The organism is Hyphomonas oceanitis SCH89 (genome assembly GCF_000685295.1).
Taxonomy (GTDB): Bacteria; Pseudomonadota; Alphaproteobacteria; order Caulobacterales; family Hyphomonadaceae; genus Hyphomonas; species Hyphomonas oceanitis.
Genome location: NZ_ARYL01000002.1, coordinates 220,432 through 244,291, shown reverse-complemented (window position 1 = coordinate 244,291; position 23,860 = coordinate 220,432). Strand labels below are relative to the sequence as shown.

The following is a 23,860-nucleotide window of genomic DNA, read 5'->3' as shown; positions in this document are numbered from 1 at the left end:
ATGGACGACCTCAGTGTGATCGACCAGTTTGTTGTAACATTCTCCACCTATATCGATAGCGGTTTCGGCTTACTGCAACCCGATGTCGCCTACCTCACGAGCACGCTGATTGCGATCGATATTGCGCTGGCGGGCCTGTTCTGGGCCATGGGGCCTGACACCGATATTGTCGGGCGTTTCCTGAAGAAGGTCCTCTATGTGGGGGCCTTTGCCTTCATACTCGGCAATTTTGCGCTCCTGTCCGATATGGTCTTTGCGAGTTTTGCGCAGCTTGGGCTGAACGCCACAGGCGGTACGATCACGGCCGAGGATGTCATGAAGCCAGGGTTCGTTGCCGCGACCGGGTATGAGGCGGCCCTGCCATTGCTCGACGAAATTGAAAAGCTGACCGGCCCGGTCGCATTTTTCCAGAACATCGTGATCATCATTGTCCTCTTCCTCGCCTGGGCGATCACGCTCCTGGCCTTCTTCCTCCTCGCCATCCAGCTCTTTGTCACAATTATCGAGTTCAAGCTGACGACCCTTGCCGGCTTCGTGCTCATCCCGTTTGCGCTCTGGAACAAGACAAGTTTTCTGGCCGAGAAAGTGCTCGGCAATGTCATCGCATCCGGTATCAAGCTCATGGTGCTGGCGCTCATACTCGGCATCGGGTCAACGCTTTTTTCCGCCATCACCTCGACCTTCCAGCCAGACGCGGTGACACTTGAGCAAGCCGCTTCGGTTATTCTCGGGTCGCTCTCGCTTCTTGCCCTTGGCCTGTTTGGCCCAGGTATCGCCACTGGCCTTGTATCGGGCGCTCCGCAACTTGGCGCAGGCGCCCCCATTGGCACGGCTGCTGGCGTTGCCGCAGGGACGGTCGCTGGGGTCAGCCTTGCCAGAACAGGCATCGGCGCAGCGGCGGGCCAGGCCCGCAGCGCGGTCGGCGCGGCAGCGTCAATGGCGGGCGGCGCGCGCACAGCCTATCAGATGAATGCCGCCGCCTCTGGCAGGACAGGGCCTGGCGCAGCCGCGGCAGGCATAAGCGGGCTCGCCCAGGCGGGCATCCATGCCGCATTGTCTGGCGCAGGCGGCATGGCCCGTCGCGCCCAGGGCGATCTTCACTCCCGCCATACTGCGGGAGCCCGGTCCGCTTTCAGGGCAACAGGCGGCCAGGGCGTGCCAGACGCACCTGCAACGGGAGGCCCGGATACGTCGCCGGCATGGGCCCGGAATATCCGGCGCACGCAGGGCCTGCGCGATGCACAGATGATGGCCATTTCTGCCGTGCGGGACGGTGACAGGCCCGGCGGCGGCCTGTCGATCGAACTCAGAAGCGATGAGGACTGAGATGAGGTTCTGGAACCGGCCTTCCCCCCGTTACGGCGACACCCAAAAGCCTGTCACCCCCTACCAACGGGCAGCGCAGGCCTGGGACGACCGGATCGGTTCGGCCCGGGTGCAGGCAGCCAGCTGGCGGCTGGCGGCATTGGCCAGTCTTGCACTTTCCTTTGCACTTGCAGCCGGTCTCATATGGCGTTCGACCCAGTCGATTGTAACGCCCTATATTGTCGAGCTGACGGGTGAAGGTGGCGTGCGTGCTGTCGGCCCGGCCGAGGGGCGATATACGCCAACCGATGCACAGATCGCATTCCACCTCGCTGAATTTGTCCGCAACACCCGCTCAATCTCGATCGATCCGGTGATCGTCCGGCAAAACTGGCTGAAGGCCTATGCCTATTCAACCGACCGGGCCGCGGCCACCCTCAATGACTATGCGCGCGACAATGATCCGTTTGCGGACATCGGAAAACGGTCGGTCTCTGTCGACGTGACGAGTGTCGTGCGCGCCTCCGACGACAGTTTTACCGTGCGTTGGCATGAAACAACCTATCGCAGCGGCGCCGAGACGGGCCAGTCCAACCATACCGGCATATTCTCCATCGTGATTGACCCACCCCGCACCGAAGAAGCGCTGCGGGCCAACCCTCTCGGCCTCTATGTTCATGGCCTCAACTGGTCGAAAGACCATCAATAGGAGCATCTGTCCCATGCATCGCCCTGTTCTTGTCCTGCTTGCATGCGCGGTCCTGGCGGCGTGCGAGTCCCTTCCGGCCAATGTTGGTCCCGATATCATGCTCGATGCCCCAGACCCTGTCGAAAATTTTGATCTGGTCCCGGAATACACCACCGAAGACCTGGCCGGCATGGACGAGGGGTCAGAGCCTCTCTTGCAAACCGCCGATGCGCTGGAAGATTTTCCTGTTCACATTCATGGCCCTGCACTGCCGATGCCAGTCGAAACGGCTGCGCCCAAATTAAAGCCCCACGAGGCCATCGAAGCTGCAAATGGCAAGGCCGCCATGGAGCCCTCCACTGACAATTACATGAACGCGATCCAGGTCTACCCCTACAGGGTCGGCGCCCTCTACCAGGTCTATTGCGCGCCCGAACAGATCACTGACGTGGTGTTGCAGCCTGGCGAAGAACTTCTCTCTGTCTCGGCAGGTGACACGGTGCGTTGGGTGCTTGGAGACACGGTCTCAGGCACGGGCCCGCAGGCCCAGGCGCACATCCTGATCAAGCCGACCCAGGCTGGCCTCAAGACTAATCTTGTCATCACCACCAGCCACCGGGCCTACCATCTGGAAATGCACGCATTCGAAGAGACCTATATGGCGGCCGTGTCCTGGCGCTATGCGGACCAGCAGCTAATAACGCGGGTCATGCATTCAGGCAGCGTTCCCCCGCCTGAACCGTCATCGCCAGGTTCCTTGACGCTCGAGCGGCTGAAATTTCGCTACGACCTGGACGGCGACTTTCCGCACTGGCGGCCTGAACGCGTGTTCGATGACGGGCGCAAGGTCTATATCCAGTTCCCGGACCGGCTCGACCAGGGCGAGGCGCCGGCCCTCTTTGTCATCGGGCGGGACGGCAAGTCCCAACTGGTAAACTATCGCATGTCCGGCACCTATTTTGTCGTCGACCGGCTGTTTGCTCGCGCCGAGTTGCGTCTTGGCGAAAAACGCCAGGATGTCGTGACGATCCTGCGCAATGACCTTGGGGCCAACCGGCCATGACAGACACGCACCCTCCTTCGGACCAGCCATTGGAGATTCGGGGACGCCCGCGGCCTGTCAAACGCTTCTCCAAACGCGCACTCATCCTCTTGCTCGGCACGGGCAGCGCGATCGTGCTTGGCTCGCTCTGCTTTGCGCTGCGCGCAAGCGAGAAGGATGCCGACCGTCCCGTTCGTGAACTCTATCGCACCGGGCATAATCCGGCCGCAGATGCCCTGGCAGCGCTGCCCGCATCCTACAAAGAGCTCCGGCCCGAACCCGACATGCTCGGCCCGCCCTTGCCGGGGGATCTCGGCGCGCCCATCCTGAATGCCCAGCGTGAAGGTCGTCTGGAAGGGCTGGAAGAGGCCGCTGAGAGGGAGACCGATCTGCGCGCGCGCCAAGCGGCGCTGGCGGAATCCGCCCGAACAAGCGGCATATTCTTCAAGCGCGGACCAGACATGGCGCGCCCACGCATGGAAGATCCGGTTGCTGGCGCACCAGCTCCCGCCACACCGCGTCCTGACCTCTCCGCCTTCGCGCCACCTGGGCCTGTCCCGTTCGGGTCATCCCTCGGCGAGGATCCCAATCGCCCCGTGTCCAAGCAAGCGCTTCTAAGCGATGAGGCAGATCCATCCATCTACAATCCACACCAGCTGGAAAGACCTATCTCACCTTACCAGTTGATGGCAGGGACGATCATTCCGGCGACCCTTTTGACCGGCGTGAACTCCGATCTTCCAGGGCAAGTCGTGGCTCAAGTGACCAGCCCGGTCTATGACACGGTTACGGGCGCCCACGTTCTCGTCCCGCAGGGCGCACGCCTGATCGGGCGATATGACAGCGTGATCGCCTTCGGCCAGTCCCGCGTGCTCCTGGTCTGGAGCCGGATCATCATGCCGGATGGCTCCTCGATCCAGATCGACACGCTCGCCAGCGTCGATGCTCGCGGATATGCCGGGCTTGAGGACACGGTCGATTACCATTCCCGAAAACTTATTCAGGGCGTCGTGCTCTCCACCTTGCTGGGCGTGGGTACGGAACTCGCAAATGATGATGAGGGCGATATTGCCCGGGCCCTTCGCCGCTCGGCCCAGACGGGCGCGAACCAGGCGGGCCAGGAGATCGTCCGCCGCAACCTCGATGTCCAGCCGTCGATCACGATACGCCCCGGCTGGCGCCTCGGTGTGCTAGTCAGCCAGGATATTGTCCTGAAGCCCTACCGCTAAGGCCGTGCTACATGAGCGGCAAGCATGCGCAACCGGTGCGAGACAAACCCTTCCCCTGACGTCACCTCTGGCTTTGCGCCTGCTGCGTGATAGTCTCCCGTGTAATCGCGGAGATGCCCCATGCTGCAGAAAACCTATGAAGCCTTCACCGTCACGATCGAGGATAAGGTCGCGCATATCCAGATGAGCCGCCCCGAGGCGATGAACACGATGAACAAGGCGTTCTGGAACGAATTGCCTGCCATCATTCGCGATATCGACATGAATGTGCGCGCCCGCTGCATTGTCATTTCGTCGACAGGCAAGCATTTCTCCGCTGGAATGGACCTCGCCGTATTCGGGTCAGGTGAAGGCGGCGGCAAGGTTGATCGCTATGTCGCGGCTGAGGCTTTCCGCTCCAATATTCGCCAGATCCAGTCCAGCTTCAACGTGCTGGAAGAGGCACGCGTTCCCGTTCTCTTCGCCCTCCATGGCGGCGTCATCGGCGGCGCCATCGACATGATCTCCGCCGGCGACATTCGCTGGTGCACGAAGGATGCCTTCTTCACCATCATGGAAACCAACATCGCCATGACGGCAGATGTCGGCACCTTCCCGCGCCTGCAACGCTACATCCCCGAAGGCTGGGTCAAGGAAATGGCCTATACGGGCCGCCGCATCGATTCCGCTACGGCCAAGGATATCGGCCTGGTCAATGATGTCTTCGAGACGCACGAAGCCTGCGTTGCCCACGCGCTCGCAACAGCCAGGGAAATCGCGTCGAAAGACCCGCTTACGGTCACAGGCTGCAAGACGCTGATCAACTATGCCCGCGACCACAACACGGCCGATACGCTGGATTATATCGGTGTCTGGAACGCCGCCATGCTGCCCCCCTCGCACATGCAGGAAGCCTTCGCCGCCCGGGCTGAGAAGCGCGATCCTGACTATCCGGACCTGCTGAAGCTGCGCGATACGCCGATGTAGGCCTAGGCCGAAACAATCCGGTAAACAGCCGTTGCCGTCATCACGACCGTGTCGCCGCACGAAGCCGAGCCGCCTGTGAACAGCACGGTGCGTGTCTTGCGATCAACGCGCGCCTTGAATGCGGGCTCCCCGACGACATCGGCACCTGTTACATCAATGGTCACCGAAACGAGTTCGACGGCATCTGGCGAACACACTGTCTCGGCATCGGCGCGGATTGCAGCCATCAGGTCCAGCGCAAAGCGCTCGTCCGCGCGCAGTCCGTTCAGTGTTCGCATGTCTGTTCCTCGTTCAGCAGGGCTGGTCACGCTGTAACGACACATCGCCCCAATGAAAAGAGCCAGATCCGCCCGGAAAGGGTGAGCGGACTGGCTCTTCAGGCGCGATCGACCGAGCATAGGAGGGGCCAACAATCGGTCATCGCAGCCTGTATCCTATACGCTGGTCGTCGCGCAGCAGATCATTCCGCATCAAAAAAGCCGCCCTGTTGGGGGCGGCCTTGTTTGGAAGAGTCTGTGAAAACTGCAGTATTCAGGCCGCTTTCGCTGCCTTGATTTCCGCATCCAGATCATGGCCGATCAGGTCGCCCAGATGCCCGAAACCGGTCATCTCGTAATGCTCTTCCATGAAGGTCGAGATCGATGGCAGGAGGTGGCCGATGGCCTTGTGGTCCAGACCGATCTTGTGAAGCGAACCGATCATGGTCTGCGCGACAACGCGTTTGCCGCCGGGCGTCTGCTCAATCATGCGAGCAATGATTCCCGTGGCTGCGCCGAACTCCGACCCGGTACGGGCGGCGAGCGCACGAGCGCCGGGGATGGCCTTGAACATCGCCGGTGCGAAGGGGGAAGCCTGTCGCTCAGCTGAATTCAATACAATCCCCAGCGCCTTAGTTGCGGTAGGTTCCGAGAGTCCATTGATTGTAGCGATGTGCGCAATGAGAACATTCAGCATTAGCGTAGCACTCCTAGGATTAATGGCTCCGGAACCCCCATTAACCTCCCACATGCTTTCCGCTTCCTTACCGCGACCCCGCACTTTCCAACTCATTTGCCAGAGTCCGTTAAGCGCTGTTAGGACGGAGTAAACAGCCAGGTCGTTTTTGTTTACGCCCTGTCCACAGGGCCGATGAAGGTCTCATGAAAACAAGGCACGTCACATGATCAGGATCGGCATTCTCGGCGCAGCGAAAATTGCACCCAAAGCAGTCCTCCAACCGGCCAGCGCTCGTACCGATTGCGAAGTGGTCGCCGTGGCGGCCAGGGACGCAGACCGCGCGCAAGCCTATGCAGACGAACACGGCATCGCGCATGTGGCTGACTCCTATGAAGCCCTCCTCGCGCGCGACGATATTGACCTCATCTATAATGCCCTGCCCCCGCACCGACATGCCGACCTCACCATCGCTTCGCTTGAGGCTGGCAAGGCCGTTCTCTGCGAGAAGCCCTTCGCCATGAATGCGGGCGAAGCCGTCCGCATGGTCGAGGCCTCGAACCGCACCGGGAAGCCCCTCATCGAAGCCTTCCATTATCGCTTCCACCCAGCCTTCCAGCGGGTGCTGGATATTGTGTGCGGCGGAGAGCTCGGCACTGTCCGCCGTATCGAGGCCGCCTTTGACGTCACAATCCCGTACCGTCCCGGTGAGCTGCGCCACACGCTGGCCGTCGGCGGCGGGGCGCTTATGGATCTCGGCTGCTACCCGCTTCACGCGGTGCGTGCCCTGATCGGCGCGGAACCAACCGTGGTCTCCGCAACAGCCCACTGCGATCATCCGGGGGTCGACCTGAGAACGGTCGCTGAATTCGCCTTCCCCGGCGGCGAAACGGCATCAATCCATACCAGCATGGCCCCCGACACGCCCTTTGATGCGTGGATCAGGGTCGAGGGATCAGACGGCCGCCTCGAGATCATCAATCCGATCCACCCGCATCGCGGCCACAGCATCACGGCCACAATAAAAGGCAACACAGAGACTTTCACAGTGGATGGACAGTCAACTTACGACCACCAACTTGCCCATGTCGTGGACGTGCTGGAAGGCGGCGCCGTTCCCCTCACAGGCGGCGCGGATGCCATCGGCAACATGGCGGCCATCGACGCGATCTATCGCGCCGCCGGGCTCAGGCCGCGCGGCCTGTGATCAGGCGGCGCTGGCCTGCGCCATGCTGATCCAGCCTTCGACTTCATCTTCCTCGAAATTGGCATCTTCCCAGAGGACGCGCTCGCCCTGAGGCGATGTCAGGAAGTCCATGGACGCGAGGAACACATCGCGCGCCGAGGCCGCTGCCAGCTCGCCCGCGCTGCGGATACCTGCCCCCACAAGGATTTGCGCGTCATGCACACGCAATCCAGGCACATCCATCATCAGGCGTGTCTGGTCCTGCCAGTCGATCAGCGTCTCAGCATCAATGTGATGCACATTGAGCAGACCGGCGGTTTCATCCGGATCGCAGTCCATCAGGTCGGCGACCGTAGTAATACCAGCCCGGCCGAGACGCTTGGCCGTTTTCCGACCAATAGAAGGGGCATCCACGACAGAGGACTCCCGCGTCAGGCGCCCCCGTCCGCCGATCTCCGGAGCATTTGCAGGCTCAGGTGCAGCCTCCGCGACAGGTTGCGGCACAGGCTCTGGTGCCAGCAGGGGTTTGGGGGCTTCCGGTTTGGGCGCCGGCTTCGGCTCCACCTTCGCGACGGGCGCAGGGCTCGGTTTTGGCGTGGACTTGGGCTCCACTTTCGCGGCAGGCGCGGGGGCCGGCTTTGGTTCTTGCTTGGCAACAGGTTTCGGCGCCGGAACTTCGGCTTTCGGGGCTGCGACAGGCGCCTTCTTCACCGCGCTACCCAGAGGCGCGAGTTCCTGTGCGTCGAGCTGTTTCAGTGGTACGCGCAACACCTGTTTCGCATGCAGCTTGCGGATGGCCTTGTCATCGTCCGGCAAGGTCTTGACCACTTTCCCGGTCTTCTGGAACTCGGCATACATGCGCTCGACCTGGCGGCGGTCGCCTGCATCCGCCAGCTTCTTGGAGATTATGCGCAGCGGAATATCCAGCGTCTCGATATAGCCTTGAATGGTGAGGTTCACCTTCGGCGGCGCCACAGCCGCCTCTGCGATCGCCCGCGACATGAGCACGGCCATGCCTGCCGTCGCATAGGCCACAAGGTCAGCCACGATTTCCAGCATGGTTTCGTCGAGGCCAGCCGGTGGATCCTTCACGCCAACATCGAGGTCATAGTGGTCGATGAACGTGTGGTAGTGCGGATGCGAGCGCTCGGCCCCGGCCCGCACCATGTCGGACACAAAGCCAACGCCATCCGGCACTTCTATCTCAGGGTACCCAAGCGTATCGATCCGAAACGCGATCTCGGCCTGAGACTTGGCGATGCTCCACTCCACGGCGCGATGGATGGCGCCTTCTTCCTCGGTCTGGCCCGTGTGGAAGGGCTGCAGCGGGTCCGCATAATAATGGCTCAGCACGCCCAGCGCATAAGCGGCCTCGCTCCACTTCTTGCGCGCCAGCAGGTCAACCGCCTTGGCATACCATTCGGTCGCCTTGTCCCGCGCACCGCCCCATTCCCCCTCGGAAATGTGCAGGACGTGATTGCGGAAATCCTTGAAGGTCGTGTCCGGCGCCTTGGCGCCCTTCAGCAAGTGCTCGTGATGCACAAGGAACAGCGATTTCCAGCGCTCGGCCTCATCGCCCTCCATCAAGTCCAGCGCATTGAACGCAATATGGTGATGTGTCGACGTACAGCGGTGCGCCCGGATAACTCGTTCCAGCAGGGACATGTCGCGTCCTCCAGCAGTTAATGAAATCTGCCGAACGATTTACCTTTTAGGGTTACCGCCGAATTAACCGGAAAGCGATCCTCTGAAGAAACCCCTGAATCAGGTGCGCTCGCCCGCGCGCCGACTCCGTATGAGAAACAGGATAAAGCCGACCACGCTTCCGAGCGCTGGCGTGAGGCCAGCAGACGACACGACAAGCGACGCAGGGGCGGGTGCGTCCGTGTTAACTTAAAGTGCGAATGTCCAGCTTGTAGACCAATTGTCCATCGCATGGTCGGCGCAATGAAAATAGGCGAGTCAAGACTTTTTTCATGGATATTGCTTCCAATTCCGGCTTTCTTGCACAGCGACGTCAATTTGACTTGCTGTTTTTCTCGATTATTTTTTCCTCTGACCCAGACTGCAGACGCGACTGAAAATAGATTGCTTCAACAGTAAATCCGTCCTGCCACATTAGGACCTCCGGACCTCACTCCTGTGCCCCTGACCAGATCGGATTGAGCACTGGTGAAAGAAGAGATCGGAGCGGACGACCGCGAACGATCGGCCAAAACATCGGCCAAATTTATAATTTTAGTTTTATATTTACAGTAAAAATAAAGCTCTAAAAGATTACACTATCGGCCATTGCGCAGCCGCGCCAATTCAAGCTAAGATCGGCAACGGCATCGGCCAACATCCCCGTACGGCCCGCACAGCTGGCTATTTTTTATAGGTTTTCTCCACTTTGACTTCGGCCAACCACCTCCTTGAAACACCAAGCCGCATCGAACCCGCCAGGCTTGAGGAAGCCCCAGAGGCCATTGCGGATATCGTCGCCGAAATTGCGGCCAAATCAGCTATATTGGGAACGAAGCTTCACCCTCAAACGGCAGCCAATCTAGCTTCACTCGTCCGTCTGATGAACACCTATTATAGCAACCTCATCGAGGGACACGACACACGGCCACGTGATATCGAACGCGCGCTGGCCGGCGATTTCGACGAAAACGAAGGACGGAGAAACCTTCAGATCGAAGCGGCCGCTCATGTGCGCGTCCAAGTGGAAGTTGACCGATTGGCGTCGATCGGAGAGCTGCCTGAACCGGCGTCCAGAACCTTCATTCAAAAGCTGCACCGTGAGTTCTATAATGATGCGCCGAAAGAGATGCTGCGTATCAAGAGCGACAGTGTCGAATTCATGATTACACCGGGTGAATGGCGGTGCCAAAAGGCACATGATGTTTCGGTTGGACGCCACATACCACCTTCGAGCGAACGCGTAGCGGACTTCATGGCCTATTTCGAAAACCGCTTTGCTTTCGGACGAATGGGTCAGGCCGCACGCATTCTTTCCATGGCAACCGCTCACCATCGCTTCAACTATATCCACCCCTTCCCTGACGGGAACGGCCGGGTCAGTCGTCTCATGAGTCACGCCATGGCCGCGAAAGCAGAAATAGGAGCCCATGGACTCTGGTCGATTTCCCGCGGACTGGCGCGCGGCCTCGAAAGCCGCACCGACTACAAGCGAATGATGGATTATGCCGACAACCCAAGACAAGGAGATCTCGACGGAAGAGGCAATCTGTCTCTCAGGGCACTAACGGAGTACACGGCATGGTTCCTCAAGGTTTGTCTCGACCAGATCAAGTTCATGGCAGAGCTATTTGATCTCGACAACCTCTCAGGACGCCTGAGGCGCCTGGTCGAGCGCTCCGAGACACTGAAACCGGAAGCGGCCTTCCTACTCGAGGAGGCACTCATCCGCGGTGAATTTGAGAGAGGCACTGCGCCTCGCATCACCGGCCTGCCAGAGCGCACGGCACGGCGCGTCCTTGGCGATGTCGTTAACGCCGGTTTGCTTGCTTCGGACACCCCGAAGGGGCCAGTGTCTCTCCGCTTCCCCACCGATGCGCTCGAATTACTCTTTCCGCGCCTCTATCCCGAAACCTGAGCACTTCGGTCCTCGAGAAAATCTAGAAGCCCCGCAGATGCGAACGCTCGGCCCTGGCACGTACCATGTCAGACTCAAAGCCTACGCCAGCTGGCAAATCGGGACAGCCGAGTCTCTCGATCCGGAAGGCAATCTCGTCCTGCGACTTGGCGATGCTCCATTCCACGGCGCGATGAATGGCGCTCTCTTCCTCGGTCTGGACGGTGTGGAAAGCTCTCGATCAGGTCCAGCGCATTGACCGCAATATGGTGATGCGCGCCCGGATTACCCGTTCCAGCAGGGGCATGGCCGTGCCTCCAGTCAATTAATAAAATCAACTGAACCATTTACCTTTTTAGGGTTACCGCCGGATTAACCAGAGAGCGTTCCGGGAAGGAAGGCGCCCCCTCAGGTACTGACCGCTTTGCGCCTGCGACGGATGAGGAAGACAATGAAGCCAATCACGATGACCAGGGCAGGTGCCAGTACGACGGCAGCTGCCACCATACCACCCCGCCCACCGTCCGGGTAAAGCGACACAGACCCCGGCGCGTCCATATTGATGTAGAGCGTGAATTCACGACCGGCCGGCCAATCATCCAGCGCATCCAGGGCAACGTCCCTGTCAGCATTGACAAACACATCGCGCCGCGTTTGTTAAACACGGCCATCAAATTCATAACGCGCATCCGCCTGAATGGCCCATCCGGGCGTACCCTTCCGGACAGACGCGATGTTTACCGTCTGGACAATTGCCTGCACGGGTTGCCAGTGCCTTGGGAGAACCGCGTCGACCAGAACCCCGGCAATTATCATCGCACCGAAAAACACCGCCAGTACAAGCGCAGTCTGCTTAAGCCGTTTGAACATGGTTTGTAGGATCCCGCACAAGCCAGAGGGCTGCGCGGGATCATACTACGGTGTTACCTGACGGCAAAATCCGTCGGTTCGGTGCTCTTGCCCTTGGCGTCTTTTTCGCCCTTCGGCTGGCCATGCTTCTGCGCGCCCATGAAGCCGAAGATGTGGCCGGCGACCTTGCGCATCTGAATCTCTTCAGAGCCCTCGGTGATGCGGTAGCGGCGGTGGTGGCGATAGATGTGCTCGAACGGCGTGTGGCGCGAATAGCCCATGCCGCCATGGATCTGCATTGCGCGGTCGGCCGCGTTGCAGCAGAGCCGGTTTGCCCGGTAGTTGCACATCGACACCTTGTCCGACAGCTTGATCGCGACCTCCGGCTTGGACATCTGGTCCATTTCCCACGCCGTCTTGAAGATCAGCAGACGCAGCATCTCGGCTTCCGACATCAGTTCGACAATCGGGAACTGGATGGCCTGATTGGTCGACAGTTTCTTGCCGAACGGCGCGCGCGTATTGGCATAGTCGATGGATGCATCAATGCAGAACATCGCTGCTCCGACCGAGCTTGCGGCCTGACGGATACGGTTCTCGTGCACGAAATGCTGGGCCAGCGCCAGTCCACCTTCCGGCGGGCCAAATACCGCGCTCTCGGGCACCCACACATCCTTGATGGTCAGGCGGGGGTGATCAGTGGGCATGTTGAATGTCCACATGTACTCAAGGATCTCGATGCCCGGATCATCTGCCGGCACGAGCAGGCAGGTAATGCCGCGCGCATCGCCATCCTCGCCGCTGGTGCGGGCAAAGCACATCATGTGGCTGGCATGGTGCATGCCGGTGATCCACATTTTCTCGCCATTGATCAGCCAGCCATCCTTGCCGTCTTTCTTATGGCCTACGGCCCGGGTTTCCATATGCGTCGCATCGGAACCGTGGTGTGGTTCGGTCAGACCGAAGGTCGCGCGGAACTTGCCCTCAAGCGCCGCCGTCGCGAGGTGTTTCTGGTCTTCGCGGGCAAAGTCGCGCAGCATCAGGATCTGCGGCATGTTGCCGACAATGGAGTGCTCGTTCTGCAGGTCATTGTGCAGGCCAAGTCCCTTACGGGCGAGATGTTCACGGATGATCGCCATTGCGAGGTTCGACCCGTTCTGGCCACCATATTCCTTGGGTAGGCCGTAGCGCAGGTGTCCCGCCTCATCAGCAAGGCGTCTCGCCTCGCCGAGTAGCGCTTCCCATTCCTTGCGGGGCAGTCCTTGATTCTCGAAATCCGTGCGGGCCCATTCGCGGCGATGGTCGAAGAAACGGATATTGTCGTCCTTCTGCTCCAGCGGCTTGATCTTGTCTTCGATAAACTGATCGAGAACGACCAGATAGTCGGCGATATCCTGCGGAATACTGAAGTCCATTACATCTCTCTCCCTGGCGCACGGCCTTATTCTTTAGGTCACTCTAACCCACGCGGGGGCAGGAGCAATTTATGTCGTAGGGGCAACCTGTTCACCAATTAACTTCCCCGGGATACCGCAAAAATTCTGCCCGCTGAATGCTTGACGAATTATTCAGCGTTTGATAGTCATTGCGCCGAAGGGGAAGACTCCCTTTGTCCACCGCGTTGCACGCACACATCATAACCCCGAACAAAGGCACCCTCCCATGCTCCGTTCTGCAATTCTCGGCGCCGCCGCTATGGCGCTTACCGCTCCCGCTTTCGCCGCAAACTTCGTTTTCGAAACGGCAAAGCCTGTCGCTGAAAAGCATGTCATCGCCGAGAGCGTTGTCTGGACATGCGAAGGCACGACCTGCGTCGGCGACCTCGACCGCAAGAAAGCCTCTGTTCGCATCTGCAAGAAGATCGCCAAAGAAGTTGGCGTCGTTACGGCCCTGCGCAACGAAAATTCCGAACTGACAGCTGACGAAATCGAAGCCTGCAAAGCTTCGGCCAAAAGCTAAGCTCTCATACTTTCGACAATCTCCCCTCGGGCCGCCACGGGATAACCGCGGCGGCCGCTTTTTATGCGCGTCACTCAGCCGGCGGCTCGACCGGCTGCCACAGCTCCACCTTGCGACCGTCAGGATCCATGATCCAAGCAAAGTGGCCATAGGGCTCGTTCAGTGGCTCGCCCTCCATTTCCACGCCCTCCGCCTCAAGGCGAGCAATCATGCCCGGCATGTCGTCGACCATCAGGTTCATCATGAAGTCGCTGTCTGATGGCTTGAAATAGTCGCTGTCGCCCTTGAAAGGCGACCACACGGTCTGCGCACCGCGCGGAAACATGCTGGCCGACGCGGCATGGCTGAACATGCTGCCACCAAACTCCTCGATCTTGATGCCCAGCACCCTTGCATACCAGGCCCGCGTCGCCTCCGCGTCCCTGCAAAGAAAGAACAGCCCTCCCAGGCCAATCACTTTCGCCATGTCCTCACCCTCCTGTTGGCATCCGGCGCACCCTGCCCCATTGTCAGCTAATCGCCAGCCCTTGAGGATGCCATCAATGTCGATTGAAGCAAAACGCACGCCCGACGACCGGTTCGATAATCTGCCGGGCTATGATTTTGCGCCTCACTATATCGACGACCTGCCTGGTTATGAGGGCCTGCGCGTCCATTACATTGACGAAGGCCCGCAGGAGGCTGTGCGCACCTATCTCTGCCTGCATGGCGAACCGTCCTGGGCCTATCTCTATCGCAAGATGATCCCTGTCTTCCTCGACAGTGGCGCGCGCGTCATCGCACCGGACTGGCTCGGCTTCGGCCGCTCAGACAAACCTGTCGACGACAATATCTACACATTCACGTTTCACCGCGAGATGATGCTTGCGCTGATAGAGCGTCTCAACCTGGAGAATGTAACACTTGTCTGCCAGGACTGGGGCGGCCTCCTCGGCCTCACGCTGCCCATGGACATGCCGCAACGCTTTGAGCGCCTCATCGTTATGAACACAACGATCGCCATTGGCCAGTCGCCCAGCGAGGGCTTCGACAATTGGAAAGCCTATATGCGGATCCAACCCGACGTGGATGTCGCCGCCCTGATGAAGCGCGGAACGCCCATTTTGTCCGATGCCGAGGCGGCCGCTTATGACGCTCCCTTTCCGGATGGCACTTACAAGGCTGGCGTGCGTCGTTTCCCCGAACTTGTGATGACGGCGCCCGGCATGGGCGGCGTCGACATTTCAAAGCGCGCGGCCAAATGGTGGGCCAACAAATGGTCCGGCGACAGTTTCATGGCGGTTGGCGCACAAGACCCTGTGCTCGGCACGGGCCCCATGGAACAGCTGCGCAAGACGATTCGTGGCTGCCCTGCCCCCATGATCGTCGCCGATGGCGGCCACTTCGTTCAGGAATGGGGCGAGCCGATCGCACTGGCAGCGCTGAAGCATTTCGGTGAATTCTGATGGAGGCCAGACCGGAAGTCGGTTGCGGCGCAGCCATATTTGACGAGAGCGGACGTCTCCTCCTGATCCAGCGGCTGACCGAGCCGGAAGCTGGCGCCTGGGGACTACCCGGCGGCAAAATCGATTTTGGCGAGCCCGCGCGCGAAACGGCTCGCCGGGAGATCGCTGAAGAGCTTGGAATCGAAATTGAGGTCGGAAAACTCGCATGCATTTCCGAAATCATTGACGCGGGCGACGGGCGCCACTGGGTATCGCCGATATTCTTCGCGCGGCTCGTTTCGGGCGAGCCACGCCTGATGGAGCCTGCCAAACATGGCGGTTTTGGCTGGTACAATCTCGACGCCCTGCCTGCCTCGATTACAACACCTACAAAGGCGCTCGTGAACACACTTTGATGCGCACCTGAAGCCTCGCGCGCGGCCTGAAACCTGCTAAGATTCGGGCATGAGAAAATTGCGAATCCTGCTGATCCGTCTCCTGTTGGCAGATTTGCTTGCCACCTTGCTGTTTTTCGGACTGACGCGTTTCGTCGACCAGACCAGCCAGATTTCAGACGGCGCCGGCGTGGTCTTCTATTCGGGTTCGCCCCGCGAAGCCGCCGCCCGCATCGACAAGGGCATTGCCCTTCTGGAAGCCGGCAAGGTCGACCGACTGGTCATGGTCGGTGGCCACCGACCGCAGGAAGGCATCGTCGGCAGTCAGGAAATGGCCCTCCGTGCGATCCGTAAATCAGGCTATGGTGCACGCATTTCCGCGGATGTTACCTCCCGTGATACGATATCAGGATTGCAGAATCTGGCTGACCAGCCTGGGCTCACAGGGGCACGGCAACTTGTATTTGTCTCCAATTGCATGCACCTTATGCGCGCAAAAACAATCTACCACTCCGTCGCGCAAGGCGGCCCAGTTGCACGTTCAGCGTGTGCAAGATCGAGCCTTAATCCGATGGACATCTGGAAACGCGCACATTATGAAGCGGCGGCCTGGATGCTGTACATCCTGCCACAATCATGGCGCGACAGCATTCTCGATCGCCTGCGTGGCGAGGACATTAACCCCTAAACATATATATTGCATTGGCAGAGATCTTCTTTGGAAAAGCGCATTTTCGGGAGAATTTTATGACAACCCGAAGATTAATATATTAAGTGCAATATTTTATACCGAAAATAAACTTCTGAAAGACAACTCTCCTAAAGTTAGATTTCCACAACTCAACAAGGAGGACGCAAAGTTCCTCCACGGGTTGCGGGCGTTCAACACTAGGAGGTTCACTCATGATCAACAATTGGAAGACCACGGTCGCGCTTGGTGCCATCATCGCATTGTCGGCGTGTAACTCGTCCGGATCAAAACGCTTTGCCAGCGTTGGCACCACCACTCCGCAAGCAGTATCCCCAAAACCAATGCCAACTGAAACGCAGGAACCAGTTACCGGTAACACCGGTGGCACGAATGGAACCAACGGCAACAACGGTGGCACAACTGGTGGCTCTGGCGGCGGTACCACGGGCGGCACAGGCGAAGGCACCATGGCAGGTCCCGCAGGCCCGGCCGGTCCCGCAGGTGAACCCGGCGAGCCGGGCCAGCAGTTCGCCTTCGGCGATGCCGGAATGATCGCAACGGGCGGCCTCGTCGGACCGGACGGTCTGGCTGGCACCGGCCTCTTTGCCAATCTCGGCGACCCATCGACGACAATGCCAGTTGGTTCCGACACATCCAACGGAATGGGGTCGGTTTTCGCTTCCCTTGAAGAGGGAACGAATATGGCGATGAACGATGCCGACCAGACCGGCACGCTGTCCCCCGCAGTTGCCCCCGTTACGCAAACGATAGGCAATGTAGGCGATACCCTGACTGCATTCGGCTCCACGGGTGAACCGCTGGTTGATGGCTTGACGTCATCCGTCGCTCCGATCCTTACCGCCAGTGTCGGTCAGGCAACCGCTGCGGGCGATACGTCGGAAACCTCGGCGCTCGGCCTGAGCGTTCTTTCTCCAGAGCAGACCAGCGGAACACTGGGTGAAATCGGTGTCGCCAGCAATGACACGCTGCTGAACGTCGACCTGGCGACATCAACCGATACCGGGCTCGCCATCGGCGACGTTGCCAGTGTCGATCTCGGGCCGGTCACGGACGGCCTTAACGGTCTGAATGACCTGAACGACACCTCAGGCTCTACTGCCTCATCCCCTCTGGGCTTGAGTGTTCTTTCCGAAGAGCAGAACAGCGGAACGCTGGCTGAAGTCGGTGTGGCCAGCAATGACACGCTGCTGAACGTCGACCTGGCGACATCAACCGATACCGGGCTCACCGTCGGCGATGTTGCCACTGTCGATCTTGGCCCGGTAACCGCAGCCTTGGATGATACCATTGGCGAAACCCTGCCGACAGACACCTCGACGGACACACCCGTCACATCGGCAGTCACCGGTCTATTCGGCGGCCTTGGGCTGCAATAAACAGCCCGCCCCACCAACACTCCCCTAGATAGAAGAGGCAATGATGAAGCATCGTATCCGAGCAGTAAAACCATGGCTACTTGGTGCGATGCTTCTTTCTTCTTCAGGTCAGGTTCACGCGGAAGATCCGGCGTCGGCACTCGACGACCGGCTCGACCCGGGTCGCGAAACGGACGGCCCGACCATTCCAAGCGTCGCGCCTGATGTTGCACACGCTGTAACAAGCGTTTCTGCCGCACCGGATGGAACGACGCCGATAACGGGCATCCAGTTCAAGGGCGCCGAGGTGCCCGGCGTCGTCGCGAAGGCAACCGAGGCCTTTCTCGGCCAGCCCGCCAACACTGAAACACTCAAGCAACTGGCCGCCGCCATGACGGCCGCCTATTCGAAATCCGACGTGGCGCTGTTCACGATCGCCATTCCCCAACAGGATCTGTCCGACGGCATTGTCGATGTCTTTATCGCGGAAGGTCGGGTTGCCGACATCGTCGCCGTCCGCTCTGGCGAACAGATCGTGGCGCCGCGCCTGCGCGGCTATCTCGAGCCCATTCTCGAAGAGACACCGGCAACACGCGCAACATACGAACGGGGCGTTTCCCTTGCGCGCCGGGCCGAAGGCACCAAGGTCACACCGCGCCTGAAGATGGCGACGGAGCCAGGCGCCATCAATCTTCTCCTGGATGTCGAGGAAAAGAAAAACGGTTTCGCCGTTGGTTATGACAGCAGGGAGTCGCGCATCGTCGATTCCGGACGCCTCAGCGCCAGCGCATTCGGATACAGCCTCTTGCGCGAAGGCGACGTCCTGCGTGGCCGGCTCGCCGCGACACCGGATGGGGAACAGTCGCAGACCGCCAGCCTGCAATACGGCACGCCGATAGGGGCCGATGGGCTCAAGCTTGATGTTGCCGCCGTCTACCAGGCCACCAATCCCTCATCCGTTCCGATCGATGGCACCGCGACCTTCTTCTCGGCCGGTCTGAGCTATCCGGTTCTCCTGGATTTCCACCGTGAAATCGCGCTCTCCGCCGTTATAGATCATACCGAGAGCCGCAACAGCGCGCTTGGCTCGGTCTTCGCCAATGAGCGGGTCGCCGCCGCACGCCTTGGTGTTCGCGCCGGACTCATTCAGAAAAATCGCTCGATCAATGGCAGCCTGACCTATTCTCGTGGCCTGGATCCGGACAATGCCGAATCCGCGGTCGTGGGCGCCGAGACCGGCTTCAACAAGATCAACGCCACGGCAGGCGTCGTTCAGAAACTATCCAAGAACCTCTTCCTCCGCCTGCGCACCTCCGGGCAATGGACGGAGGACATACTGCCAGCCAACGAGCGGCTCATGTATGGCGGCACGGACTACGGGCGCGGCTTCGACAACGGGCTCATTAGTTTTGACAAGGGCTATAAGGCCGCTATCGAGCCCGCTTGGCGCCCGATCTCCTCAGGCAATTTCGCCAAGAGCGAACTCTACCTTTTCGCTGATTATGCCGAAGGCCGCCTCAGTCTCACTCCATCCATAGCCCGTGACTTCAATCTCGGATCCGCAGGAATCGGGGCCCGACTCGGATATAAGGACTTCGCGACCCTCGGTCTGGAATATGCCGAGCCCTGGGATGTTCCTGTCACCGGCTTCAAGGACGACTCGGTTGTAACGGTCAGTTGGGCGTTCAAATATCAGCCCTGAAATGAGACACGTTAACCGGCCAGGGGATCAAATTCGCCTCTCGTTTTAGGGCAGAATGAACGAGTTGCAGTTATGTTAGCGCTATAAGTGTTTCAAAACCTCCTGCGGGCAGGCATGAATGTTGCAGATTTTTGGTACGGGCTAAAACCGGCCCAATCAATTTTGCCACAGAGCCGAAGTCAAAGTCCGAGGAAACAATGAGCGATCAAGTAGCAATTCTCGCCGAGCTGGGCGTACGCCCGAAATCTCTCCGCAAGAACTGGAAAGAGGCGCGACTGTACGAAACATCACTCGCCAATGCTGAGGCGCGCGTCGCCACGGGTGGTGCCCTCGTCGTTGAAACAGGCCAGCACACCGGTCGCTCGGCCAAGGACAAGTTCACGGTTCGCGACGCCACGACCGAAAAGACCGTGTGGTGGGACAATAACGCCTCCATGACGCCAGAGCATTTCGATGTGCTCCTCGAAGATTTCAAAACCCACCTCGCGGGTCAGGACATCTTCGCCCAGGAACTGTTCGGCGGCGCCGATCTTGACCATCGCCTGCCCGTCACGGTTATCAACGAACTCGCTTGGCATTCGCTCTTTATCCGCCACCTGCTCCGTGTGCCGACTGATGCAGAGTATGCGAACTTCAAGTCCGAATTCACGATCATCAACTGCCCGACCTTCCGCGCCGATCCGGCGCGCCACGGCACCCGGTCCGAAACGGTGATCGCCGTGAACTTTGCCAGGCGCATGGTTCTCATTGGCGGCACATCCTATGCGGGCGAAACCAAGAAGTCGGTCTTCACGGCCCTCAACTATTACCTGCCAACGCAAGGCGTCATGCCGATGCACTGCTCGGTCAACACATCCGACAAGGATGATGCGGCCATCTTCTTCGGCCTTTCCGGCACCGGCAAGACGACGCTCTCGGCAGATGCCTCGCGCATCCTGATTGGCGACGACGAGCATGGCTGGTCCGAGAACGGTCTCTTCAACTTCGAAGGCGGCTGCTACGCCAAGATGATCAAGCTGTCGGCTGAAGCCGAGCCCGAAATCTTCGCAACGACAAAGCAGTGGGGCACTGTCCTCGAAAACGTCGTGATGGATCCCGACACACGCGAGCTTGATCTTGACGATGCCACGCTGGCTGAAAACTCGCGCGGCGCCTACCCGATTTCAGCCATTCCGAACGCGTCGGAATCAGGCCGTTGCGGCCAGCCGAAAAACCTCATCATGCTGACGGCTGATGCTTTTGGCGTAATGCCGCCGATCGCCAAGCTGACACCGGCCCAGGCCATGTATCACTTTCTCTCCGGTTACACCGCCAAGGTTGCCGGCACAGAGAAAGGCGTGACCGAACCAACCGCCACGTTCTCCACCTGCTTCGGTGGCCCCTTCATGCCGCGTCACCCGTCCGAATATGGCAACCTGCTGCGCGATCTGATCGGCAAGTATGACGTCGACTGCTGGCTGGTTTCCACCGGCTGGACAGGCGGCCCCTATGGCCAGGGCAACCGTATGCCGATCAAGGCAACGCGCGCCCTGCTCAATGCGGCGCTCGATGGTTCGCTGAACAATGTGAAGTTCCGCAAAGACGACACGTTCGGCTTCATGGTGCCTGAGGCTGTGCCGGGTGTGGATACGAAAATCCTCAATCCGCGTTCGACCTGGGCCGATACGGCCGCCTATGACAAGCAGGCCGCCAAGCTGGCCGACATGTTCGTGGCAAACTTTGCCAAGTTCGAACCCTATGTGGATGAAACTGTCCGGGCCAGCGCTCCCAAGGCGAAAACGCCTGCCTGACACTGCGATTTCCTGACGCTGACGTTAAGGGAAGGCTGGCGCCAGCGGCGTCAGCCCGTTACTGTGCGCCGCAACGTCACAATACCACTGCAAAAATCCCCGGAGGAATAGCATATGCGTGAAGCCGTAATCGTTTCGACAGCCCGCACGGGCATGGCCAAGACCGGCCGTGGCTCGCTCAATGACACCCACGGCATCACCATGGCCGGCCATGCCATCAAGCACGCCCTTGAGCGCGCTGGCGTCGAGGCCGCCGCCGTTGAGGACGTGTTCCTCGGCTCCGCCCAGCCCGAAGGCGCAACCGGCCACAACGTTGCCCGCAACGCGGCGCTCTGGGCAGGCTGCCCATCCACGACGTCCGGCGCCACGATCAACCGTTTCTGCTCGTCGGGCCTTCAGGCCATCGCCAACGCCTCGCACACGATCATCAATGAAGGCGCATCCGTCACGGTCGGCGGCGGCGTGGAAAGCCTCTCGCTGGTGTCCCGCTCGGGCCACATGAACCTCTTCCGCTACACCGAAGAAGAGCTGATGAAAAAATGGCCAGCCATCTGGATGTCCATGATCGAAACCGCCGAGATCGTTGCAGACCGCTACAGTGTCAGCCGCGAATCCCAGGACATGTACTCCGCTGAAAGCCAGCGCCGTACCGCTGAATTCCAGAAAAAAGGCTACATGGCCGAAGAGATCGCACCGCTGAAAACGCGGATGAAACTCTTCAACAAGGAAACAGGCGAAGAGTCCTACCAGGACGTCGTCTGCGACAAGGACGAGTGCAACCGCCCCGGCACGACCTATGAAACGCTCGCTGGCCTGAAGCCTGTCTTCTCCGGCGGCATGGTCGTCAAGGAAGGCAAGTACGTCACCGCCGGTAACGCATCACAGCTGTCCGATGGCGCTGCAGCTGTCGTCGTCATGGAAGCCAAGGAAGCCGCCAAGCGCGGTATCGAGCCACTCGGCCGTTTCGCCGGCTTCAATGTTGCCGGTTGCGATCCCGACGAAATGGGCATCGGCCCTGTCTTCGCCATCCCGCGCCTGCTTGAGCGTCATGGCCTGACGGTCGATGATATCGATCTCTGGGAACTGAACGAAGCCTTCGCCTCGCAGTGCCTCTACAGCCGCGACCGCCTCGGCATTGATCCCGAGAAATACAACGTCAACGGCGGCTCGATCTCGATCGGCCACCCATTCGGCATGACCGGCGCACGCTGCACCGGCTCCATCCTCCTCGAAGGCAAGCGCCGCGGCGCCAAGTGGGGCGTTGTCTCCATGTGTATCGGTGGCGGCATGGGCGCAGCTGGTCTCTTCGAGATCTACAGCTAAGCTCTCTTCTTCAGCCGCTAATGCGGCAATGGAATGCCCTGGTCCTCACGGACCGGGGCATTTTTTTGCCCGACCGCGTGGATACAAATTAATGTATCTAATGTGACTATTTTACAAATCCGTCACACAAGTGAGATGCAACCGTCACGAAACCAACCTAAAGCCCACGCTCAGCATCCAGACAAGGGCGTAAAATGGGCAAGTTCAACATGTGTTGCGGCGCCTCGGCGCTCGGTCTGACAGCTTTATGTGCGGCGCTGCCCGCCTCGGCTGAAGCGCCATGGGACCTCAAACTCTCCGGCCGCATCCTCTACGACTATACAAAGGCTGATGCCGACACGGCTGACTTTGAAATAGACGGCACCGAATTGCGGAGCGCCCGCCTCGCCGTTTCGGGCAAGACAGACATCATCAGTTTCAAGGTCGAACTTGAAACCGACGAAGGCGGCGAAATCATCGCAACCGATGCCTATGCCGACTTCGCCCCAAAAGGCACGTCCTGGAAAATCCGCGTTGGCCAGTTCAAGACACCGAACTCGCTGGAAGAACAGACATCCGGCCGCTTCACGACCTTTGCGGAGCGCGCCGAATTTACCGATGCTTTCGAGTTCGATCGCCGCGTCGGCATCGCTGCTCACACGAAAGGCAAGGACTGGACCTTCATGGCCGGTGCTTTTGGCGGCGATCTCAATGACACGCCGTCCGAGGAAGGCCTCGCTCTTGCGGCGCGCGGCACCTACACGCCCGTTCACACAGACGCCATGCTCGTCCACCTTGGCGCCTCGGTGCGCTATCGCGAGATTGGCGACAGGCAATCAAGGCTGCGCTACCGCCAGCGCCCGTTCGCCCACCTGCCCGGCCGGATGATATCGACTGGCTCCGTTGCCGAAAGCGACACGCTGGTCGGGCTGGAGGGCGCTGTGCTGCGCGGGCCATTCTGGGCCAGCCTGGAATATGCCGATGTCCGGTCAGACCTCGCCGCTGGCGGCACCGGCAACTTCACCGGCAGCGGCTTCGAAACAGGCTATTTCTTCGGCGGCGAGCGCACCTACAAGGAGGGCAAGTTCGACCGCCCGAAAGTGAACCATCCTGTCACCGAACGCGGCCTCGGTGCCCTTTCCATATCAGCGGCCTATGACACGCTGGACCTGACAGATGCCGGCGTTGATGGCGGCGCGATGAGCACGGCCCTTATCGGCCTCTCATGGTATCCGACCTCCAAGACCCGCGTTGGCCTCAGCATCTTCCAGTCCGACGCCAATCTCGGCACGTCCACCTCTGGCCTCGATCCCGCCTTCGCAGATGCCGTCCGCGCTGGCGTGACTGACGACATGGTCACCGGCGCGACCCTCCGTCTCCAAGCCGACTTCTAGGCAAATCAAAGGCCCCGGCTTTGCAGCCGGAGCCTTCTTTATATTGCGT

Annotated in this window: 24 protein-coding genes; 17 read left to right on the top strand and 7 right to left on the bottom strand. The window is 59.8% G+C overall.

Translation table 11 applies throughout. The features are described from left to right. The 5 genes from trbL (at position 1) to HOC_RS02630 (ending at position 5,230) form a co-directional block, all read left to right on the top strand. Positions 1-1,326 carry a P-type conjugative transfer protein TrbL gene (trbL, locus tag HOC_RS02650; protein WP_035535685.1) on the top strand — a complete coding sequence of 442 codons (1,326 nt, stop codon included), beginning with the start codon at positions 1-3 and terminating at the stop codon, positions 1,324-1,326. 1 nt (position 1,327) lies between these two features. After that, positions 1,328-2,014 (top strand): conjugal transfer protein TrbF, encoded by a 687-nt coding sequence (trbF, locus tag HOC_RS02645; RefSeq protein WP_035535683.1) that lies wholly within the window; start codon positions 1,328-1,330, stop codon positions 2,012-2,014. A 13-nt stretch (positions 2,015-2,027) separates the two neighbouring features. Continuing rightward, on the top strand, positions 2,028-3,056 hold the full coding sequence (gene trbG, locus HOC_RS02640; RefSeq protein ID WP_035535681.1) for a P-type conjugative transfer protein TrbG: 1,029 nt from the start codon (positions 2,028-2,030) through the stop codon (positions 3,054-3,056). After that, positions 3,053-4,264: a TraB/TrbI/VirB10 family type IV secretion system protein gene (locus HOC_RS02635; protein WP_035535680.1), complete on the top strand. Its 1,212-nt coding sequence runs from the start codon at positions 3,053-3,055 to the stop codon at positions 4,262-4,264. The genes trbG and HOC_RS02635 overlap by 4 nt, the downstream gene beginning before the upstream one ends. A gap of 120 nt (positions 4,265-4,384) precedes the next feature. Next, positions 4,385-5,230 (top strand): crotonase/enoyl-CoA hydratase family protein, encoded by an 846-nt coding sequence (locus HOC_RS02630; RefSeq protein ID WP_034738698.1) that lies wholly within the window; start codon positions 4,385-4,387, stop codon positions 5,228-5,230. A gap of 2 nt (positions 5,231-5,232) precedes the next feature. Here the strand turns inward: HOC_RS02630 and HOC_RS02625 are convergent, their stop codons facing one another. Continuing rightward, positions 5,233-5,508 (bottom strand): hypothetical protein, encoded by a 276-nt coding sequence (locus HOC_RS02625; protein ID WP_035535678.1) that lies wholly within the window; start codon positions 5,506-5,508, stop codon positions 5,233-5,235. 253 nt (positions 5,509-5,761) lie between these two features. Then, entirely contained in the window at positions 5,762-6,184 is a 423-nt protein-coding gene (locus HOC_RS02620; RefSeq protein WP_051624452.1) for a hypothetical protein, read from the bottom strand. A 205-nt stretch (positions 6,185-6,389) separates the two neighbouring features. Here HOC_RS02620 and HOC_RS02615 point away from each other — a divergent pair, with 205 nt between their 5' ends. Continuing rightward, entirely contained in the window at positions 6,390-7,370 is a 981-nt protein-coding gene (locus HOC_RS02615) for a Gfo/Idh/MocA family protein (protein WP_035535676.1), read from the top strand. Here HOC_RS02615 and HOC_RS22795 read toward each other — a convergent pair whose 3' ends face one another. Next, positions 7,371-9,014, bottom strand: a complete 1,644-nt coding sequence (locus tag HOC_RS22795; protein ID WP_035535675.1) for a DUF4332 domain-containing protein — start codon at positions 9,012-9,014, stop codon at positions 7,371-7,373. Between the two features lie 727 nt (positions 9,015-9,741). Here HOC_RS22795 and HOC_RS02605 point away from each other — a divergent pair. Together HOC_RS02605 and HOC_RS22790 are read left to right on the top strand one after the other, a co-directional pair. Then, positions 9,742-10,950 carry a Fic family protein gene (locus tag HOC_RS02605; protein WP_035535672.1) on the top strand — a complete coding sequence of 403 codons (1,209 nt, stop codon included), beginning with the start codon at positions 9,742-9,744 and terminating at the stop codon, positions 10,948-10,950. 176 nt (positions 10,951-11,126) lie between these two features. Beyond that, the gene (locus HOC_RS22790; protein WP_277813033.1) at positions 11,127-11,258 is read left to right on the top strand and encodes a hypothetical protein; all 132 of its coding nucleotides are present in this window, start codon (positions 11,127-11,129) and stop codon (positions 11,256-11,258) included. Positions 11,259-11,337: 79 nt separating this feature from the next. Here the strand turns inward: HOC_RS22790 and HOC_RS02600 are convergent, their stop codons facing one another. From HOC_RS02600 to HOC_RS02590, 3 genes are read right to left on the bottom strand one after another with little or no spacing between them, the layout of a single operon-like run. Continuing rightward, on the bottom strand, positions 11,338-11,571 hold the full coding sequence (locus HOC_RS02600) for a hypothetical protein (protein ID WP_035535670.1): 234 nt from the start codon (positions 11,569-11,571) through the stop codon (positions 11,338-11,340). Between the two features lie 15 nt (positions 11,572-11,586). Further along, positions 11,587-11,799 (bottom strand): hypothetical protein, encoded by a 213-nt coding sequence (locus HOC_RS02595; RefSeq protein ID WP_035535668.1) that lies wholly within the window; start codon positions 11,797-11,799, stop codon positions 11,587-11,589. A gap of 53 nt (positions 11,800-11,852) precedes the next feature. Beyond that, positions 11,853-13,193 carry an acyl-CoA dehydrogenase family protein gene (locus tag HOC_RS02590; RefSeq protein WP_035535667.1) on the bottom strand — a complete coding sequence of 447 codons (1,341 nt, stop codon included), beginning with the start codon at positions 13,191-13,193 and terminating at the stop codon, positions 11,853-11,855. A 247-nt stretch (positions 13,194-13,440) separates the two neighbouring features. Here HOC_RS02590 and HOC_RS02585 point away from each other — a divergent pair, with 247 nt between their 5' ends. After that, positions 13,441-13,737: a DUF8200 family protein gene (locus HOC_RS02585; RefSeq protein ID WP_051624451.1), complete on the top strand. Its 297-nt coding sequence runs from the start codon at positions 13,441-13,443 to the stop codon at positions 13,735-13,737. A 70-nt stretch (positions 13,738-13,807) separates the two neighbouring features. Here HOC_RS02585 and HOC_RS02580 read toward each other — a convergent pair whose 3' ends face one another. Beyond that, positions 13,808-14,203: a VOC family protein gene (locus HOC_RS02580; RefSeq protein ID WP_035535665.1), complete on the bottom strand. Its 396-nt coding sequence runs from the start codon at positions 14,201-14,203 to the stop codon at positions 13,808-13,810. 76 nt (positions 14,204-14,279) lie between these two features. Here HOC_RS02580 and HOC_RS02575 point away from each other — a divergent pair, with 76 nt between their 5' ends. From HOC_RS02575 to HOC_RS02540, 8 genes are all read left to right on the top strand, one after another. Then, positions 14,280-15,182: a haloalkane dehalogenase gene (locus tag HOC_RS02575; protein ID WP_035535663.1), complete on the top strand. Its 903-nt coding sequence runs from the start codon at positions 14,280-14,282 to the stop codon at positions 15,180-15,182. Then, positions 15,182-15,577 (top strand): NUDIX domain-containing protein, encoded by a 396-nt coding sequence (locus tag HOC_RS02570; protein ID WP_035535661.1) that lies wholly within the window; start codon positions 15,182-15,184, stop codon positions 15,575-15,577. Before HOC_RS02575 ends, HOC_RS02570 begins: the two co-directional genes overlap by 1 nt. Positions 15,578-15,626: 49 nt before the next feature. Then, positions 15,627-16,244 (top strand): YdcF family protein, encoded by a 618-nt coding sequence (locus tag HOC_RS02565; protein WP_035535660.1) that lies wholly within the window; start codon positions 15,627-15,629, stop codon positions 16,242-16,244. Between the two features lie 215 nt (positions 16,245-16,459). Further along, positions 16,460-17,644, top strand: coding sequence for a hypothetical protein (locus HOC_RS02560; protein ID WP_035535658.1), 1,185 nt, complete (start codon positions 16,460-16,462; stop codon positions 17,642-17,644). A gap of 88 nt (positions 17,645-17,732) precedes the next feature. Further along, on the top strand, positions 17,733-19,325 hold the full coding sequence (locus HOC_RS02555) for a ShlB/FhaC/HecB family hemolysin secretion/activation protein (RefSeq protein WP_035535656.1): 1,593 nt from the start codon (positions 17,733-17,735) through the stop codon (positions 19,323-19,325). A 197-nt stretch (positions 19,326-19,522) separates the two neighbouring features. Continuing rightward, positions 19,523-21,115, top strand: a complete 1,593-nt coding sequence (locus HOC_RS02550) for a phosphoenolpyruvate carboxykinase (RefSeq protein WP_035535654.1) — start codon at positions 19,523-19,525, stop codon at positions 21,113-21,115. A gap of 114 nt (positions 21,116-21,229) precedes the next feature. Beyond that, positions 21,230-22,438 (top strand): acetyl-CoA C-acyltransferase, encoded by a 1,209-nt coding sequence (locus HOC_RS02545; RefSeq protein WP_035535652.1) that lies wholly within the window; start codon positions 21,230-21,232, stop codon positions 22,436-22,438. A 194-nt stretch (positions 22,439-22,632) separates the two neighbouring features. Further along, complete coding sequence (locus HOC_RS02540) at positions 22,633-23,811, top strand: OprO/OprP family phosphate-selective porin (RefSeq protein WP_051624450.1); 1,179 nt, start codon at positions 22,633-22,635, stop codon at positions 23,809-23,811. The last annotated feature ends 49 nt before the right edge of the window (positions 23,812-23,860 follow it).

Bases quoted from the DNA above. Each gene is read 5' to 3' on its own strand.
- HOC_RS02595 (WP_035535668.1), bottom strand. From the start codon at position 11,799: ATGTTCAAACGGCTTAAGCAGACTGCGCTTGTACTGGCGGTGTTTTTC.
- HOC_RS22795 (WP_035535675.1), bottom strand. From the start codon at position 9,014: ATGTCCCTGCTGGAACGAGTTATCCGGGCGCACCGCTGTACGTCGACA.
- HOC_RS22790 (WP_277813033.1), top strand. From the start codon at position 11,127: ATGGCGCTCTCTTCCTCGGTCTGGACGGTGTGGAAAGCTCTCGATCAG.
- HOC_RS02585 (WP_051624451.1), top strand. From the start codon at position 13,441: ATGCTCCGTTCTGCAATTCTCGGCGCCGCCGCTATGGCGCTTACCGCT.
- HOC_RS02615 (WP_035535676.1), top strand. From the start codon at position 6,390: ATGATCAGGATCGGCATTCTCGGCGCAGCGAAAATTGCACCCAAAGCA.
- HOC_RS02545 (WP_035535652.1), top strand. From the start codon at position 21,230: ATGCGTGAAGCCGTAATCGTTTCGACAGCCCGCACGGGCATGGCCAAG.
- HOC_RS02565 (WP_035535660.1), top strand. From the start codon at position 15,627: ATGAGAAAATTGCGAATCCTGCTGATCCGTCTCCTGTTGGCAGATTTG.
- HOC_RS02575 (WP_035535663.1), top strand. From the start codon at position 14,280: ATGTCGATTGAAGCAAAACGCACGCCCGACGACCGGTTCGATAATCTG.
- HOC_RS02630 (WP_034738698.1), top strand. From the start codon at position 4,385: ATGCTGCAGAAAACCTATGAAGCCTTCACCGTCACGATCGAGGATAAG.
- HOC_RS02635 (WP_035535680.1), top strand. From the start codon at position 3,053: ATGACAGACACGCACCCTCCTTCGGACCAGCCATTGGAGATTCGGGGA.
- HOC_RS02625 (WP_035535678.1), bottom strand. From the start codon at position 5,508: ATGCGAACACTGAACGGACTGCGCGCGGACGAGCGCTTTGCGCTGGAC.
- HOC_RS02620 (WP_051624452.1), bottom strand. From the start codon at position 6,184: ATGCTGAATGTTCTCATTGCGCACATCGCTACAATCAATGGACTCTCG.
- HOC_RS02580 (WP_035535665.1), bottom strand. From the start codon at position 14,203: ATGGCGAAAGTGATTGGCCTGGGAGGGCTGTTCTTTCTTTGCAGGGAC.
- HOC_RS02550 (WP_035535654.1), top strand. From the start codon at position 19,523: ATGAGCGATCAAGTAGCAATTCTCGCCGAGCTGGGCGTACGCCCGAAA.
- HOC_RS02590 (WP_035535667.1), bottom strand. From the start codon at position 13,193: ATGGACTTCAGTATTCCGCAGGATATCGCCGACTATCTGGTCGTTCTC.
- HOC_RS02540 (WP_051624450.1), top strand. From the start codon at position 22,633: ATGGGCAAGTTCAACATGTGTTGCGGCGCCTCGGCGCTCGGTCTGACA.
- HOC_RS02555 (WP_035535656.1), top strand. From the start codon at position 17,733: ATGCTTCTTTCTTCTTCAGGTCAGGTTCACGCGGAAGATCCGGCGTCG.
- HOC_RS02560 (WP_035535658.1), top strand. From the start codon at position 16,460: ATGATCAACAATTGGAAGACCACGGTCGCGCTTGGTGCCATCATCGCA.
- trbL (WP_035535685.1), top strand. From the start codon at position 1: ATGGACGACCTCAGTGTGATCGACCAGTTTGTTGTAACATTCTCCACC.
- trbF (WP_035535683.1), top strand. From the start codon at position 1,328: ATGAGGTTCTGGAACCGGCCTTCCCCCCGTTACGGCGACACCCAAAAG.
- trbG (WP_035535681.1), top strand. From the start codon at position 2,028: ATGCATCGCCCTGTTCTTGTCCTGCTTGCATGCGCGGTCCTGGCGGCG.
- HOC_RS02570 (WP_035535661.1), top strand. From the start codon at position 15,182: ATGGAGGCCAGACCGGAAGTCGGTTGCGGCGCAGCCATATTTGACGAG.